The 16,346-nt window shown below is 31.3% G+C and carries 13 protein-coding genes; 2 read left to right on the forward strand and 11 right to left on the reverse strand.

Annotated elements, in window-relative coordinates; all coding sequences use genetic code 11:
* Nucleotides 1-95: 95 nt before the first annotated feature.
* From HNP35_RS02295 to HNP35_RS02320, 6 genes are all read right to left on the reverse strand, one after another.
* On the reverse strand, nt 96-680 hold the full coding sequence (locus tag HNP35_RS02295; protein ID WP_184158848.1) for an OmpH family outer membrane protein: 585 nt from the start codon (nt 678-680) through the stop codon (nt 96-98).
* 238 nt (nt 681-918) lie between these two features.
* Entirely contained in the window at nt 919-1,767 is an 849-nt protein-coding gene (locus HNP35_RS02300; protein ID WP_184158847.1) for a class I SAM-dependent methyltransferase, read from the reverse strand.
* An 83-nt stretch (nt 1,768-1,850) separates the two neighbouring features.
* Nucleotides 1,851-2,321: a hypothetical protein gene (locus tag HNP35_RS02305; RefSeq protein ID WP_184158845.1), complete on the reverse strand. Its 471-nt coding sequence runs from the start codon at nt 2,319-2,321 to the stop codon at nt 1,851-1,853.
* A gap of 103 nt (nt 2,322-2,424) precedes the next feature.
* On the reverse strand, nt 2,425-4,296 hold the full coding sequence (gene mnmG, locus HNP35_RS02310; protein WP_184158843.1) for a tRNA uridine-5-carboxymethylaminomethyl(34) synthesis enzyme MnmG: 1,872 nt from the start codon (nt 4,294-4,296) through the stop codon (nt 2,425-2,427).
* Nucleotides 4,297-4,869: 573 nt separating this feature from the next.
* Nucleotides 4,870-5,289, reverse strand: a complete 420-nt coding sequence (gene ybeY / locus HNP35_RS02315; RefSeq protein ID WP_111368316.1) for an rRNA maturation RNase YbeY — start codon at nt 5,287-5,289, stop codon at nt 4,870-4,872.
* Nucleotides 5,286-8,687: a DUF4175 family protein gene (locus HNP35_RS02320; RefSeq protein WP_184158841.1), complete on the reverse strand. Its 3,402-nt coding sequence runs from the start codon at nt 8,685-8,687 to the stop codon at nt 5,286-5,288. The genes ybeY and HNP35_RS02320 overlap by 4 nt, the downstream gene beginning before the upstream one ends.
* Nucleotides 8,688-8,850: 163 nt before the next feature.
* On the opposite strand from HNP35_RS02320, the gene gltX reads away from it, so the two are divergent.
* Together gltX and HNP35_RS02330 are read left to right on the forward strand one after the other, a co-directional pair.
* Nucleotides 8,851-10,356 carry a glutamate--tRNA ligase gene (gene gltX, locus HNP35_RS02325; protein ID WP_184158839.1) on the forward strand — a complete coding sequence of 502 codons (1,506 nt, stop codon included), beginning with the start codon at nt 8,851-8,853 and terminating at the stop codon, nt 10,354-10,356.
* A gap of 135 nt (nt 10,357-10,491) precedes the next feature.
* Entirely contained in the window at nt 10,492-11,475 is a 984-nt protein-coding gene (locus tag HNP35_RS02330) for an SPFH domain-containing protein (protein ID WP_184158837.1), read from the forward strand.
* A gap of 20 nt (nt 11,476-11,495) precedes the next feature.
* Here HNP35_RS02330 and HNP35_RS02335 read toward each other — a convergent pair whose 3' ends face one another.
* The 5 genes from HNP35_RS02335 to HNP35_RS02355 all read right to left on the reverse strand — a co-directional run bounded on the left by HNP35_RS02335 (nt 11,496) and on the right by HNP35_RS02355 (nt 16,291).
* Nucleotides 11,496-11,750, reverse strand: a complete 255-nt coding sequence (locus HNP35_RS02335; protein ID WP_184158835.1) for a DUF6327 family protein — start codon at nt 11,748-11,750, stop codon at nt 11,496-11,498.
* Nucleotides 11,751-11,755: 5 nt separating this feature from the next.
* A complete protein-coding gene (locus HNP35_RS02340; protein WP_184158833.1) occupies nt 11,756-12,106 on the reverse strand; it encodes a competence protein in 351 nt (116 codons plus the stop codon).
* A 77-nt stretch (nt 12,107-12,183) separates the two neighbouring features.
* Nucleotides 12,184-12,510 (reverse strand): YtxH domain-containing protein, encoded by a 327-nt coding sequence (locus HNP35_RS02345; protein ID WP_184158831.1) that lies wholly within the window; start codon nt 12,508-12,510, stop codon nt 12,184-12,186.
* A gap of 93 nt (nt 12,511-12,603) precedes the next feature.
* A complete protein-coding gene (locus tag HNP35_RS02350; protein ID WP_184158829.1) occupies nt 12,604-13,083 on the reverse strand; it encodes a hypothetical protein in 480 nt (159 codons plus the stop codon).
* A gap of 1,090 nt (nt 13,084-14,173) precedes the next feature.
* The gene (locus HNP35_RS02355) at nt 14,174-16,291 is read right to left on the reverse strand and encodes a glutamine--tRNA ligase/YqeY domain fusion protein (RefSeq protein WP_184158827.1); all 2,118 of its coding nucleotides are present in this window, start codon (nt 16,289-16,291) and stop codon (nt 14,174-14,176) included.
* Nucleotides 16,292-16,346 lie beyond the last annotated feature (55 nt).

The raw sequence follows: 16,346 nt of genomic DNA on the forward strand, positions 1-16,346 counted from the left end.
TATTAAAGAATAAAATTACCGCATTTTATAAAAAAGAAAAAACCTAAATCGTAGTGGATTTAGGTTTTCAGTAATTTAGTTAGTTTGGGTAGTTTTTATTTTTTTGCTTCACCTTCTTTAGTTTCAGCTGCTGGTTTTGCATCTGCTTTTGGTGACGCTTTGTATTTATCATTTAATTCTTTAATGATGTCTTTTGTGATATCGAATTTGTCTTCAGCATATAAAATAGATGCTGCATCTCCAGTTCCGTAGATATAAGCGTAACCGTTTTTCTTTCCGTAATCTTTAATGAATTTTTTAACACCACTAACAAGAGAATCCATTTCTACTCCACTTTCTTGTTGTAATTGTTGTGCCAACGCTTGTTGTGCATAACCTAACTGCTGCTCTCTTTTTTGCAATTCAGCACCTCTTTGCTGTGCCCAAGCCTGACCGTTTGCTTGCGCCTGGCTTTGAAAATTAGCAGCGTCTTGTTTAAAACGTGAAATTTCAGCTTGTAATTGTCTTCCTTTTTCTTCCGCTTGAGCTTTGTACTTTGCCTCTAAATCTTTTGCCTCAGTGTATTCTTTCATCAAAACCGAAGTATCCACGTAAGCTGTTTTTACTTCCTTTACCTCTGCTGTTTTGTTACAAGAAACTGCGAAAACTGAAAGTGCGATAATAACTAATGCTTTTTTCATTTTTTTTAAATTCTATTTTTTTAAGTATGAAAGACAAAAATATAAAAAAATCAATAGGATTAACATAAAGTTTAAAAAATGCTCAAATTTTATGATATTGTTTTTATTTATAGAAAAAATAATAACAATAATCGGTCACTATTGCTTTAAAAATCAATATTTATTCTGCTTTTTCAACTAAAAAAAGCCATTTTTATCAGATTTTGACAAAATGGCTTCTGTTTATATTTTCTTTCGATTATTTGTTTTTCAAAACATAAATATGCGAAGAATATTCTTTTGAGCTTTTTGCTTTCCAGTTTGACTTCAAACCAACAAAAAAAGCTTTAATATAATTCATTTTTCCAGTTTTGTATTTTTCTGATAAAAGACTCACATAAAACGAATCAAATTTCATTGGAAGTATTTTTTCTAATTTCATATCTACTTTTTCAAAAAGCAACTGAATTGATTTTTTAGAGAAATGCCAAAAGTGAATTGGCACATCATAAGCTGCCCAAAAAGTTTCATAATGATTGGCATCAAATGATTTATAATTTGGAACGGCAACAATTAAAGTTCCAGTTGGTTTTAACAAACGCTTCAATTCTTGTATCTGATGTTCTAAATCTGGAACGTGTTCCAAAACATGCCACATCGTAATTACATCTAAAGAATTATTTTCTAAACTGCTTATTTCTTCTACAAATGAAATTCCTTTTTGTTTTGCAATATTTTTTGCTCTATCACTTGGTTCTACACCAACTGTCTCCCAACCGTTATTTTTTGCTGTTAAAAGAAAATCTCCTGTTCCAGCACCAATATCCAGCAATTTGCCTTTTTGAGGCTGTTGGCTATTAATTAAATTCAATTTATTTTGAAGGGCAATATTTTTTACAAAATGATATGCTTTTTCAAATAATGAACGTTTATTGTCTGTATGCGAAATATAATCTTCACTTTCGTAATATTTGCCTAAATTTTGCAGTTCTGGCTGTGGTGAAGTAATTAGCATATCTAATTCTTCATCATAATACAAATCAAAAATTTCTTTTGAAACAGAATGATCTTTTACCGTAAGAAAGTGTTTTTTGTTTAAAACGTCCATTTTTTAAATTATAGATATTTGGGTTTAATTTATAGCAAATCCTAAAAACGAAATTTCATCATTTTTAGGATTCTTAGTTTTTGTTATTTGTTCTTTTTCCAATTGATTTTTACAGCTGATATCTTTTCATTTTCTAATCTGATATCGTCCAAAACAGCAAAACCATTTAGAACATAAAATTCCAATGGTGATCTGTAATATTCATTATTTCGTTTAATATCATTTTCATGATCGATTACCCAGCCGTTTAAATCTTCATTATTCTTTTTAATTTCTTCTAATAAAATTCTTCCGTACCCTTTTCCCTGAATTTGATAATTCAACATTATTGCAAACCAAATTTCGCTGTCACGCAGAAAGGTATAAGCCCAACCTTGAATTTCATTTTTAGAATCAATTAAAAGATAATTATCGATTTCTAAAATAGCATTTACATAACTTTCAAATTCATGAAAAGTTTCGTGACCAAATTGAATTGGATATTCATTATTTCGAAGTTGCCACAATGTTTCTTTTTCATTTTCCGAAAAACTATTTTGATGTACAACTTTCATTTTTTGATCATTTTTCATTAAAACGTTTCACGTGGAACATTATTTTAGTTTTCAGTCTCAGTTTCCAATATTAATGCGACTGAAAACTGCGACTGAAGACTTTTTATCTTCCCATATAAATCAAAAGCACGGAAATATCACTTGGTGATACTCCGCTAATTCTTGAAGCTTGCGAAATGGTTACAGGACGAATCTTGCTTAATTTCTGTTTGGCTTCAATCGACATTGATTTAATTTTATTATAATCGAAATTGTCCGGAATTTTTACTTCTTCCAAACGATTCAGTTTATCTGCATTATTTCTTTCCTTTTCGATATATCCAGAATATTTCACCTGAATTACGGCTTGCTCAACAATTTCTTCATCCAAATCGTTTTCTTCGATATATGCAGAAACTTTTTCAAACTTCAACATATCCTCTAATTCAATTTGTGGACGAGAAAAAATCTTGAACATTTTATCACCCTGTGAAATCGGTGCAGATTCTTTTGCTTCCAAAATCGGATTTGTTTCTGCAACGCTTACACTAGTTTCTTTAAAGAACTGAACCATCTTTTCAGATTCATTCAATTTCTTTTCCATTCTTCGTAAACGAGCTTCAGAAGCTAAACCAATTTCGTATGACATTGGAGTCAATCTGAAATCGGCATTATCTTGACGCAACAAAGTTCTATACTCCGCTCTTGAGGTAAACATACGATATGGTTCTTCTGTTCCTTTCGTAATCAAATCATCAATCAAAACTCCGATGTATGCTTCATCACGTTTTAAAATCAACGGATCTTTTTCGTGTACTTTTAAATGCGCATTAATTCCCGCCATTAAACCTTGAGAAGCTGCTTCTTCATATCCGGTTGTTCCGTTGATCTGTCCAGCGAAATATAAACCTTCAATTAACTTCGTTTCCAAAGTGTGTTTCAATTGTGTTGGCGGAAAGAAATCATATTCGATTGCGTAACCAGGTCTAAAGAATTTTACATTTTCAAAACCTGCTACAGAACGAAGCGCTTTGAACTGAATATCTTCTGGAAGAGAAGTTGAAAATCCGTTTACATAAACTTCACAAGTATTCCATCCCTCTGGCTCTACAAATAATTGATGACGCTCTTTATCTGCAAAACGATTAATTTTATCTTCAATCGACGGACAGTATCTTGGTCCTAAACTTTTGATTCTTCCGTTGAACATTGGAGAACGGTCAAAACCTTCTCTCAAAATATCGTGAACATCCAAAGACGTATACGTCATGTAACAAGAACGCTGATGCGTTAACGGAGAAGTCACATCTGAATAAGAAAACTTATCTGGCTTTGCATCTCCTTTTTCTTCGTTCATTTTAGAATAATCTAAAGAACGTCCATCTACACGAGGTGGCGTTCCTGTTTTCATTCTTCCAGCTTCAAAACCTGCTTTAATCAAATCTTCGGTAATTCCGGTTGCAGCACTTTCTCCAGCTCTACCACCTCCGAATTGTTTTTCTCCGATATGAATTAAACCATTTAAAAAAGTACCGTTTGTTAAAACCACAGATTTGGAACGAATCTCCACACCAAGTGAAGTTCTAATTCCTTTTATCTTTCCGTCTTCAATAATCAACCCTTTTACCATTTCTTGATAAAAATCAAGATTTGGTGTTACCTCCAACATCATTCTCCATTCTTCTGCAAAACGCATTCTGTCACTTTGAACTCTCGGAGACCACATTGCAGGTCCTTTCGATTTATTCAACATCTTAAATTGAATTGCAGTTCGATCTGAAACAATTCCTGAATATCCTCCAAGTGCATCGATCTCACGAACAATTTGTCCTTTTGCAATTCCACCCATCGCAGGATTACAAGACATCTGTGCAATGTTTTGCAAACTCATTGTAACCAATAAAGTTTTGGATCCCAAATTTGCAGCCGCAGCCGCAGCTTCAGATCCAGCATGGCCAGCACCAACCACAATAACATCGTATTCTTCTAAAAACATTTTGTTTTATTATTCTCTAAAAACCGCTGGCGCGGTTTCTAGAATTACATTTATATTTTTCTTGTTCCACGTGGAACGGATATTTTTTTTGTTCCAAGTTTCAGGTTTGAAGTTTCAAGTTCAAATCAGAATCTTCAAATCAGAATCTTCAAATCTTGAAATCAAATTCAACGTTTCACGTGGAACGCTATAAAATTCTTCCAAACTAGAACTTCCAAACTAGAACTTCCAAACTAGAACTTCCAAACTAGAACTTCCAAACTAGAACTTCCAAACTAAACTTTCTAATCAAAAACTTTTTATATTCCACGTTAAACGTTATAAAATATCAATCTCGAAATTTCAATTCCATGAATCGTTCCACGTGAAACATCATATTTTATTCTTTTAAATTCAAATCTAAAAATCGTTCCACGTGGAACGATTCAATCTACTGTTTAAATTTCTATATAACGTTCCACGTGGAACGTTATTATTTTACTTGTAAGTTCTAAATATGTTTCACGTGGAACGTTGTAAAAAATCAAAATTTAAAAACGTTCCACGTGAAACATATATATAAAAGAGATTTAATTACTGTTCCACGTGAAACATCTTCATCTTTTCTTCTTCTTTTGCTCTCATTAATTGAGCATCTTCATCTGTCTTATCCTTGTACCCGCAGTAATGAAGTATACCATGAGATAGTACTCTTTTCAGTTCTTCAGCAAATGAAACATTGAAGTCTTTTGCATTGTCTGCGACACGTTCTACAGAAACAAAAATATCACCATTCAACTCGTTACCAACAGTATAATCAAAACTAATAATATCAGTTAAAGTGTCGTGATCTAGATATTCAACATTAATCTTATGAAGATATTCATCGTCACAGAATATGTAATTTATCTCGCCTTCATTCTTTCCTTCAGAAACAATTACAGCACTTAACCAGTCACTAAAAGCCTGCTCGTCTCCTAAAGTAAAATCTGTTTCGTAATTAAAATTTATCATTTTGTATTAAAGTATTCTTGAACTTTTTGATTAAAATTCGAGCGCAAAGGTAGTGATTGTCTGTTTAATATCTCCACACTGTTTAAATATTCCAATAGTGAACTCGGTAAAGCATTTGATCTATTAGTAAATTCTGCCTTATTCGTTTCAGATTGTCTTTGTGTATCCTGACCTTGTTGCTGAACTGCATTGTTTAACTTCCATAATTCTTGTTGGATATTTAGAATACGTTGCAGGTTCTCATTCTTAAATCCTTTATTCAAAATCTGCTTTTCAGATTGTTTCATCTGATCAATAATAGATCTGCCTTGGGCATCTAAACCTTTCTTAGCTAACTCTTTTTGTAACGCTTCACGAAGCTTAACTTGCTCTTTGTAAATTTCCATTATTGCTTCAGCATCGCCTTCTCCATCTTCTCCTTCATTAGCGTTCTTCTCCCCTTTTCCATTCTTTCCGTCTTTACCTGAAGTGCCTTTATCACTGCTTTTATTTCCTTGGCCTTCCTTGCCTTGGCCATCTTTGCCTTGTCCGTTTTGTCCTTGTCCAGACTTTCCATCTTTACCTTCACCAGGTTTATCTCCGAGTTGCTGTCCAGGTTTCATTCCTTCTTTCATCTTGTCTGCAAGACCTTTTTGTTTCTGAATAATATCTGGTAATTGCATTCCTTGGCCGTCTCCAGGTTTTGGTTTTCCTGCTCCCGGTTTAGGCATAGACATCTGCATATTGTTCAATAAATCACTTAAGAAATCGGCTAACTTATTAGCAGATGAAACTGCATATTGTTGGTGTGAAACTCCTCTAGGAATCTGAACATCGGTTAAAGTTTCTATAGCTTTGTCCATGTTGTACTGAACATTTCCAATCTCTTTGGTGACATCTTCAGCTACCTTTGGATTACGTAATGAAAGTGCAAACAAACTATCATCAACATGTCGGAACTGCTGTTTCAAATTCTGCTGAATCTTGATGTTTTTTGTGAATGCAGAAGAACCTAATTTCATTGCTTTAAACTGTTTCATCACATCTTCTTGTGATAAAGAATATGCTAAAAGGTTATCCAGAATCTGACGAAGCATTGCTACATCTTCTTCTAATTGTTCCTGTTCACCACCTTCCATTTCACTTTGCATTTCCTGAGCCATAGACTTCATTTTCTTTGCAGCGCTTTTCTGTTTTGGTTTAGCTCCAGATGTATTCTTTTTGCTCAATTCTTCAGAAGCTTTATTCAAATCATTGTCTACATCTTTCTCTTTTGAAGCATCAGACGGAATATCTAAAGGTTTCTTTAGCGTCTTATTTTCTTCTTTCAAGTCTTTTAAATCTTCTTGAATTTTATCAAAAGATTTATTGATTTCATCTTGCTTCTCTTTAGTATTTTCTTTCTCTTTATTTGATAACTGTTCCTGTTGTTCTGACAGTTTATTTAATTTCTCTGCAACCTGTTCTGCTTTCTTTGAAACATAAAAACGTTTGGTTAGCTCCACCAATTGTTCTAAATTACGAGATTGGTTTTTACTGATTTGTTTGAACTTTTCCATCTTATCAAACAGTTCTTCACTGTTTAATTTGTCGTTTAAGTTCTTCAATTCGTCTAATAATTTCTGATTCTTTTCTAAATCTTTCTGTGCATTATCTAAACGCTTTTGTAAATCTTCAGCCGTTTTATCTTTCTTATCCTCTTTAAACTTGTCCAGATTCTTATTCATTTTCTCAGAAAACTGTTTCATCATTTCGTCTTGTTGTTTCTGACGTTTGATAAAATCATTGATCTTCTGCTGATCTTTAAACTCTAAATTATCTTTTTCTTTTCCTGTATTCTGAAGCTTATCCATTTCTGAAATCTGCTTCGTTTGGTTCTTCAAAGATTTAGATAAACTATTAATGTTTTGATTTTGCTGTTGCAATTCCTGATCCTGAATTTCATCTGTTGTAGCTACACGATCTGAAAACGTAGAAGACTTTGTAGACTTAAATCCGTGCGGAGCATCATTATCAAAAACCTCAAAATAGTACTCGTATGAAACTCCTTCTTCTACCAGAAGGTTACTTGGAAAATTAAAAACAAACTGATCAAATACTCCAGACTTTACCGGAATGTTTCCACGCTTAGCAGACTGTGGTTTGTTACGTTCGTAGTATACAATTTGTAATTTCGAAAGTCCGTAATCGTCACCTAATCTACCCAAGATATAGTTCTTATCCAGCTTCAAACTGTCTGGTGCTGGGCCAACATTAATGCTTGGAAACTGATCTTTGATTACAGACAGCTGATAATCCAGTTTTTCGTAGTTTCTAACCTTATCATTAGACGTAAGTATTTGATATTCGGTATTTTGACTTATATTTTTAGCTAATTTGAACTCATTTTCTACCTTATTAAACTTAAATACCTCGTTATCTCTTTTCCATACTACTTCTTGCGTAGATTTGGTGTTCATTCTCCAAGTTACAGTTGTTCCTTCAGGTACAATTGTGTTTCCTGTTCCTTGAATTGTTTCTGATTTTTTCTTTAGATAAGAAGGAAAATTTAAAACCATTTCGAAGTTAGCAATTGACGGAACTGTGATAACTTTCAATTCATATTCTTCTGAAACAACCGAATTTCCTTCAAAAGAAAATTGAATATTTTCTACAGGTTTTTCAATTTTAAATTCAAACTTTCCAGGTTGAGAAGATTCCATAAAATAACTTTCATCACCAATATGAATCATCACATTTTCTGGAACAACGTTTCCAACAGATTCCATTTTAATCACGAAATCTTTGTTTTGTTCTGCTTGCAAATTAGAATTCAAAACCACAAATTTGAAAGGAGCTGGTGGTAAAAATGCAGAATTGAAATGCACTACTCTATTCAAACTTTGCGAGATGATATTGCTATTTCCAGAAATATAAAACACAGCAAAAAGCAAAATTGGAACTAAAGCTAATGGCAAATACTTTTTATTAGCTTTAAAATTGATCGCATTTCCAAATGGAATTGGCTGTAAAGAATTTGCTTTTTGTTCAATCGAAGCCAAAACCAATTCTGAACTTTCAGCATTATTTTCAGATGACAATTGTAAAAAGTTAGTCAGCTTATCGCTCACTTCTGTAAAATGACTTCCAATAATTTTTGAAGCCTGAGCATAATCAATTCCTTTTTGAAGTTTGAATAACTTAAACAATGGAAAAAGAATTAAACGGACTAAAAGGAAAACTTCAACTCCGACAAATAACCAAAATAGAAAAGTTCTTCCTAAAGGTTTTAGCCAAAGAAAGTACTCTACAAAAAGCGTAAATAGAAAATATAATAAACCAAAACCGGTAAAAAGTAATATCCCTTTTATCAGTTCGTTGGTATAATATTTCTTAATGAAAGCCTCTAACTTTTGATATATTGCAGATGATGTTTTCAAAATAAATCTGTTTTAATTATAACCTATAAAAGTAGTAATTATTAATTAGATAATGATCAATTAGAAAATTAGTCAATTAAGCTTAACACGAGCAATTATCTAATTTTCTCATTACCTAATTTTCTAATTCAGAGTCGTATCTTTGCAACAAAATTTTAAACAAATGTCAAAGCAAGTTCGTGTGCGTTTTGCACCAAGTCCGACTGGACCGTTACATATTGGCGGAGTTCGTACTGCCCTATTTAATTATTTATTTGCAAAAAAACATAACGGTGTTTTTTATCTAAGAATTGAAGATACAGATCAGACTCGTTTTGTTCCAGGTGCAGAGGCTTACATTATGGAAGCTCTTGAATGGTTAGGAATTGCTCCTGAAGAAACGGTTGGAAAAAATGAAAAATTTGGTCCGTACAGACAAAGCGAACGTAAAGATCTTTACCAACAATATGCCGATCAATTAATTAATTCTGGTTGGGCATATTATGCTTTTGATACTCCGGAAGCTTTGGATGCACATAGAAAACAACACGAAGCTGAAGGAAAAACATTTATTTACAATCATCATAATCGTGAAAAGTTAGATACTTCTTTGGTAATTTCTGCTGAGGAAGTTGCTAAAAGAATTGCAAATGGAGAGCATTATGTAATTCGTTTTAAAACTCCGGTTGATGAAACTTTACATTTGAAAGATATTATTCGTGGCGATGTTAAGTTTGAAACGAATCTTTTGGATGATAAAGTTCTTTTCAAAAGTGACGGAATGCCAACATATCATTTAGCTAATATTGTAGATGATCATTTGATGGAAACTTCTCATGTAATTCGTGGTGAAGAATGGTTGCCATCGATGCCACTTCACGTTTTATTATACAAAGCATTTGGTTGGGAAGCTCCAGAATTTGCACACTTACCTTTGATTTTGAAACCAGTTGGAAATGGTAAATTATCAAAAAGAGATGGAGACAAAATGGGATTCCCGGTATTTCCTTTAGAATGGAAAACTGAAGAAGGCGTTTCATCTGGTTACAGAGAAAAAGGATTTTTCCCAGAAGCAGTTGTAAACTTCCTTGCTTTATTAGGATGGAATGATGGAACTGATAAAGAATTATTTTCTTTAGAAGAATTAGCAGAAGCTTTTGACTTAAACCGAGTTCATAAAGCTGGAGCTAAATTTGATCCAGAGAAAAACAAATGGTTCAATCACCAATATTTAGTAAAACAAAATGATGCAGATTTAGCGAAAACCTTCTCTCCAATTTTAGAAGAAAAAGGCTTCTCGACTCCGCTCGAAGTGACAACCCGTATTGTTTCACTTGTAAAAGAAAGAGCAAACTTCGTTTCAGATTTTTGGGATTTGACAGATTTCTTTTTCCAGGCGCCAACATCTTACGATGAAAAAGCAAGCAAAAACTGGAAGGAAGAAACTCCAGCTTTAATGCAAGAATTAATTTCAACTCTAGAATATATTGATGGTTTTGATTCAGCAAATATTGAAGCAATCGTAAAAGATTGGTTAACTAAAAACGAAATCGGAATGGGTAAAGTGATGCAACCTTTCCGTCTAAGTTTGGTTGGAGCTTTAAAAGGTCCTCACCTATTTGACATTGTTGAAATCATTGGAAAAGAAGAAACTATTTCTAGAATTCAGAAAGCAATTTCAAGTTTATAATTAGAAATTTAATCTATAAAAGTAAACGCTAAGCAACATATCAAAAATGTTCTTAGCGTTTTTTTAATGTTTGATAATTTTAATTTAGAAGAATTTTCGTAATTTACCGAAATCATAAACATTAAATACATAACCATGAACGCAGCATTTATTATCTTTTTAGTATTGGCATTCTTTATTTTCATGTCTTCATTTTTTACAGTGAAGCAGCAAACTTCTATCGTAATCGAAAGATTTGGAAAATTTCTTAGTGTTAGAAATTCAGGATTACAATTAAAAATTCCAATTGTGGACAGAATTGCAGGACGCGTAAATCTAAAAATTCAACAGCTGGATGTTATTATCGAAACTAAAACTAGAGACAACGTTTTTATCAAAATGAAAGTTTCTGTTCAATTTAAAGTAATTCAAGAAAAAGTATACGAAGCATTTTATAAACTAGAATATCCACACGATCAAATTACTTCTTATGTTTTTGACGTAGTTCGTGCCGAAGTTCCAAAACTAAAATTGGATGACGTTTTTGAAAGAAAAGATGATATTGCAGTTGCAGTAAAACGCGAATTGAACGAAGCAATGTCTACTTACGGATATGATATCATCAATACTTTGGTTACAGATATTGACCCAGACATTCAAGTAAAAAATGCAATGAACAGAATTAATGCTGCCGATAGAGAAAAAACGGCTGCAGAATTTGAAGCAGAAAGTTCAAGAATTAGAATTGTTGCTAAAGCAAAAGCTGAAGCTGAAAGTAAACGTTTACAAGGTCAAGGTATTGCAGACCAACGTCGTGAAATTGCAAGAGGTCTTGTAGAAAGTGTTGAAGTTTTGAACCAAGTTGGAATTAATTCTCAAGAAGCTTCTGCCCTGATTGTAGTTACACAACATTATGACACTTTACAATCAATTGGATCTGATACAAATTCAAATTTAATTCTTCTTCCAAATTCTCCACAAGCTGGAAGTGACATGTTAAACAATATGGTTGCTTCGTTCTCAGCTTCAAATCAAGTTGGTGAAATGATGAAAAAGAATACCAAAAAAATTGAAAAACCAAAACAAGCACCAAGACAATCTGGTTATGAAGACGACATTCAACCAGATGTTCAACAATAATTACAAAATAAAAAAGAGGCTTAATTGCCTCTTTTTTTATTAATAAACCAATTGATTACAAATGGTAAAACTGATTGTAAAATTTCTGGAAACGATTTTTTGATATAACCTGTGTAAGAGGAAACAAATCCGTTTACTATATTTTGCGGTGTAATGCTTTCTTTAGTTCTCTGAAAACTCAAAACCAATTTCTGATAATTGATATCTTTTTCTAATTTTAAGATTTCTAGATCTCTGTCAATTTCAGCATAAGAGGAGTATTTTTTCTTTTCCATAAATCTTAATCATTAAAAAATATTTCTGAAAACTTCTCTAAAATTGGACCTTCAACAACTTTATCTTTTACAAAGAAAAGTAAAATAGTAAACAGAAGGTAAATCCCTCCTACTGTTAAAAATCCTAAAGCATTACTTCCAAATAAAGAACCAAAAGCATAAGCTGCAGCAAAAGATCCGAAAATTAAAACCATCGTGAAACACAACAATATCAAAGTGAATTTGAAAATTAAAGTTGTAGATTTCATTGCCACTTTAAATCCCCAAAGTTTATAATAAGCTAAATGACTATCAATATACACTTTAGCTTGATCTTGAATATTTTCAGTGTTTTCTTTTAACTCTTCAAAAGCCATAATTATAAATTTAAAATAAAAAAAAAGCACAAAACTTTACTATAAAAATAAGCAAGTTCTGTGCTTTTAAAAAATTATTATTTCTGAAGTTTAGCGTTCTGTGCTTTCAATTCAGCTAATTTAGTTTCTAGAAAAGTAATTACTTCTTCTGTTTTATGGCTAACATTTGAAAGTAAATCATTCAAAGTTCCATCAAGATTTTGAGTAGCACTTGTAAATCTTTCGCGAAGAACTTCAGAGCTAGCATCAAAAGAATCTTTGATATTATGTTTAGCATCATCGATACCTTCTTTAATTTTTGCTCTCGTTTTTGATCCTTTATCTGGAGCAAACAAAATTCCGATTGCCGCTCCTGCTGCCGCAGCTGCAAAAATTGCTGCCGCTGTATTTAAATTCTTAGACATGATTTTACAATTTTTAAATTATTATTAAAGATACTCATTTTTAAAATGATAAAACTTTGATTAATTGTTATTTACTAAAAATTAACAATATAATTAGTACGCATAAGCTACAGCTTCATATTTGCCGTTTGCTTTTTCTACAATGCTTACAAAAGGGTAACCATTTGAAGCAGATTTACTTTTGATTCTCATAGCAGTCTGTTTCTGATTTGCAATTGGCGGTTCACCTTTTGTCCTTGTCGAGACACCTGTAAAACTTGCAACTTGCTTCAGTCCTATTGTTTTTTCCTGAGGTAAAACAGTTACCATTTTGTAATCGTCTTTTGAATCTACTACTATTTTATCAGAAATTTTCTGAGTTGTTTTTGTTTGTTTGTTAGTAATAGATGAAACCGCATGTTTGCTAATTTTTATTTCTTCAGAACTTCCAACTGTAGAATAATAAACTAAGCCATTTTCATTTTTTATGAAATTAACGTCAAGTTGTTCACCATTGTGTTTTGTAATTTGATGTGTTTGAGAAATTGCAATATTTGCAAATAACATCGCTAGCGTAAAATATAAAATTTTCATGATTATTAGATTTAAATTAAAAATGATCAGATTTGAAATTTTAAAACTAAAGTTTCACACAAATTCAATATTATGGAATTTTGTACATTATGATACAAATTGAAAAATACCTTTTACGCGAAATATTATCAAAGTTACATCACAATAAAAATGAGAACATAAAATTGTCTTTTTGGGAAATCAATTTTGAAAATCTATTGTCATAAAAATTACGAGTTTTTAAAAACGATAAATTTCAACTTAGATTATTTACGGCAAATTTTAATTTTTACAAAAATCATCTCTGACTTTTGGTATTGAGTTAAAAATAGCAACTTTATAAACAATTGTGTGTTAACAAGCCGTTAAACTGACAAAAATAACAGCAAAAAGTTAAATAAAGACTCTAAATAAACAATTATTTAAAAAATGAGTTATCTATCAACTAACTTTTAAAAACGTCTTAAAATCGATTTATGAAGGTTAAAATTAATTTATAAAAACTATAAAAATTAAATTTATTATCAATTTTATAAATAATAATTAAAAACTAAATTTAAATAAAAATTAATCATTAAAATTTATATAATAAAAAAGAGGTGGAAAAATACAAAAAATAAGAAAATGCCTATTTTTCTAATTTTAGAAAGGAAAAGTAAAGCAAAAAAAGCAAAAACTTAAAATAGAGATTTGTAATGAACGAAAATCAGAAAAACGTCTTCTTTATTTAGCAAATTCTAATCATCTCTTAAATCAAATTTATGAAAGTCAATTTTAATTTAATAAAACTATTGTAATTATAAAAATAATAAACTTTATAAATAATAGTGATTATAATAGTTGAAATTTAAAAACTATAATTAATATTTATAATTAGAAGTTAAAGCAAAAAAATTGCACTTAAAAAGTACAAAAATTGAAATAAAGCGATTTAAAGAATTAAAACTAAAAAAATGAATTAGTTATCCAGTAAATTTTAATTCTTCTTTAAATTAAAAATATGAAAGTCAATTTCAATATACTAAAATTATAATTTTAAAAATTGAATAGATTTTATAAATAATAAAAAAAGCGCTTTTTATAAGCGCTTTTCAATAGATTCTAATTATTTTTATTTTTTTACAACGTTCTCTAAAATTTCTTTTTCTCTATCAGTTGAATTTTTAGGTGGATTAGAGTATAATTTTAAAATTTCATCTTGAAATAAATCTCTAAAACTTTCTTTCTCTAAATCTCTCAAATTCAAAAGTGCTTTTGATCTAACATAAGTCGATTCACTTTTTAAAGACATTGAATACAATTTTTTAATATCATCTTCTTCAAAATCAGTAGATTTCCAGTTTGAATATTTCAAAATAAACTGAGAAAACAACAGCGAAGCTTTATTATTGTTGATATTTTTCTTTAATGAATTCTGTAATAAAGAAAAACTAGAGATATTTTTAATATTCTCCCCTATTGCACTTTCAATTGCAATACGCTCTGGTTTCGTCTCAACTTTAAAATATTTGTTGATTTCTTTTAAAGAATTATTGATGCTGTTTTCTTCTTTTTTACCTTTTTCTTCCCATGCATCTTTCAATCCAACGGTCTTGTTAAATACTAATTTTGAAGCAGTTGAGTCTTTATCAACAGTAAAATATCCTAAACGTTGAAACTGAAATTTATCTTCATTTTGAGCTGTTGATAAACTTGGTTCAACATATCCCGTTACAATTTCTAATGAATTTGGATTCACAAAATCTAAGAAATTTTTCTCTTTATAACTGTCCGGAGCTTCATCTGTAAACAAACGATCGTACAAACGAACTTCTGCTTCTAATGCATGCTGAATTGAAACCCAATGCAATGTTCCAGATACTTTTCTTTGGCTTGCTTCTGTCCCGCTTCCGCTTAAAGAATCAGTATCATAAGTAACATGAATTTCAGTGATATTTCCGTTTTCATCTTTTATAACCGATTCACCTTTAATGATATATGCATTTTTAAGACGAACTTCTTTGCCTAAAGTCAAACGGAAAAATTTAGCTGGAGCTTCTTCTAAAAAGTCTTCTCTTTCGATGTATAATTCACGAGAAAAAGGTACTTTTCTAAAACCTGCATTTTCATCTTCCTGATTATTTTCAGCTTCCAACCACTCCTCTTTTCCTTCTGGATAATTTGTAATTATCAATTTTACAGGATCTAAAACCGCCATTACACGAGGTGCAATTTTGTTCAAATCTTCACGAATACAAAATTCTAAAACCGATACATTTATTAAATTATCACGTTTTGCAATACCAATTGTGTTGGCAAAATTACGTAATGAAGCAGCTGTATAACCACGTCTTCTTAATCCAGAAATTGTTGACATTCTTGGATCATCCCATCCGTTAACATGCTTTTCTTTAACTAGTTGCTGTAATTTTCTTTTACTAACAACCGTATGTGATAAGTTACGTCTGGCGAATTCTCTTTGTTTTGGACGAAGCTTATTATCATCAAAAATCTGATCTAAAAACCAATCGTATAATTCACGGTGAGGCAAAAATTCAAGTGTACAAAATGAGTGAGAAATTTGCTCTAAATAATCACTTTGTCCGTGTGCCCAATCGTACATTGGATAAATTTTCCAAGCATCTCCAGTTCTATGGTGGTGCTTATGTAAAATTCTGTACATGATAGGATCACGCATCAACATATTGGTTGATTTCATGTCAATTTTTGCACGAAGAATATGTGTACCAGCCTCAAATTCACCGTTTTTCATTCTTTCGAATAAATCCAAGTTTTCTTCAACAGAACGATTTCTGTACGGACTATCAGTTCCTGGAGTTGTTGGAGTTCCTTTTTGGATCGCCATTTCTTCAGAAGATTGACTGTCAACATACGCTTTATCTTTTTTAATTAATAAAACTGCCCAATCGTACAATTGTTGAAAATAATCTGATGCATAACATTCTTCAGCCCAAGTATAACCCAGCCATTCCACATCTTTTTTAATAGCATCAACAAATTCCTGTTCTTCTTTTTCAGGGTTTGTATCATCAAAACGTAAATTCACAGGAGATTGATAATCAATTCCTAAACCAAAATTTAACGCAATAGAACTCGCGTGCCCAATGTGTAAATAACCATTTGGTTCTGGTGGAAAACGAAAGCGAAGTTTAGTATTTGAAAGACCTGATTTTACGTCTTCCTCTATGATTTGTTCAATAAAATTGAGTGATTTCTCTTCTGATGCCATTATTTTATAGTAATTTTAGCAAAGATAAAAAAAAGGTTTCAGGTTTCAGGTTTAA

Source organism: Flavobacterium notoginsengisoli (genome assembly GCF_014207905.1).
Taxonomy (GTDB): domain Bacteria; phylum Bacteroidota; class Bacteroidia; order Flavobacteriales; family Flavobacteriaceae; genus Flavobacterium; species Flavobacterium notoginsengisoli_A.

Bases quoted from the DNA above. Each gene is read 5' to 3' on its own strand.
- HNP35_RS02350 (WP_184158829.1), bottom strand. From the start codon at position 13,083: ATGAAAATTTTATATTTTACGCTAGCGATGTTATTTGCAAATATTGCA.
- HNP35_RS02295 (WP_184158848.1), bottom strand. From the start codon at position 680: ATGAAAAAAGCATTAGTTATTATCGCACTTTCAGTTTTCGCAGTTTCT.
- gltX (WP_184158839.1), top strand. From the start codon at position 8,851: ATGTCAAAGCAAGTTCGTGTGCGTTTTGCACCAAGTCCGACTGGACCG.
- HNP35_RS02340 (WP_184158833.1), bottom strand. From the start codon at position 12,106: ATGGCTTTTGAAGAGTTAAAAGAAAACACTGAAAATATTCAAGATCAA.
- ybeY (WP_111368316.1), bottom strand. From the start codon at position 5,289: ATGATAAATTTTAATTACGAAACAGATTTTACTTTAGGAGACGAGCAG.
- HNP35_RS02345 (WP_184158831.1), bottom strand. From the start codon at position 12,510: ATGTCTAAGAATTTAAATACAGCGGCAGCAATTTTTGCAGCTGCGGCA.
- HNP35_RS02355 (WP_184158827.1), bottom strand. From the start codon at position 16,291: ATGGCATCAGAAGAGAAATCACTCAATTTTATTGAACAAATCATAGAG.
- mnmG (WP_184158843.1), bottom strand. From the start codon at position 4,296: ATGTTTTTAGAAGAATACGATGTTATTGTGGTTGGTGCTGGCCATGCT.
- HNP35_RS02330 (WP_184158837.1), top strand. From the start codon at position 10,492: ATGAACGCAGCATTTATTATCTTTTTAGTATTGGCATTCTTTATTTTC.
- HNP35_RS02335 (WP_184158835.1), bottom strand. From the start codon at position 11,750: ATGGAAAAGAAAAAATACTCCTCTTATGCTGAAATTGACAGAGATCTA.
- HNP35_RS02305 (WP_184158845.1), bottom strand. From the start codon at position 2,321: ATGAAAGTTGTACATCAAAATAGTTTTTCGGAAAATGAAAAAGAAACA.
- HNP35_RS02300 (WP_184158847.1), bottom strand. From the start codon at position 1,767: ATGGACGTTTTAAACAAAAAACACTTTCTTACGGTAAAAGATCATTCT.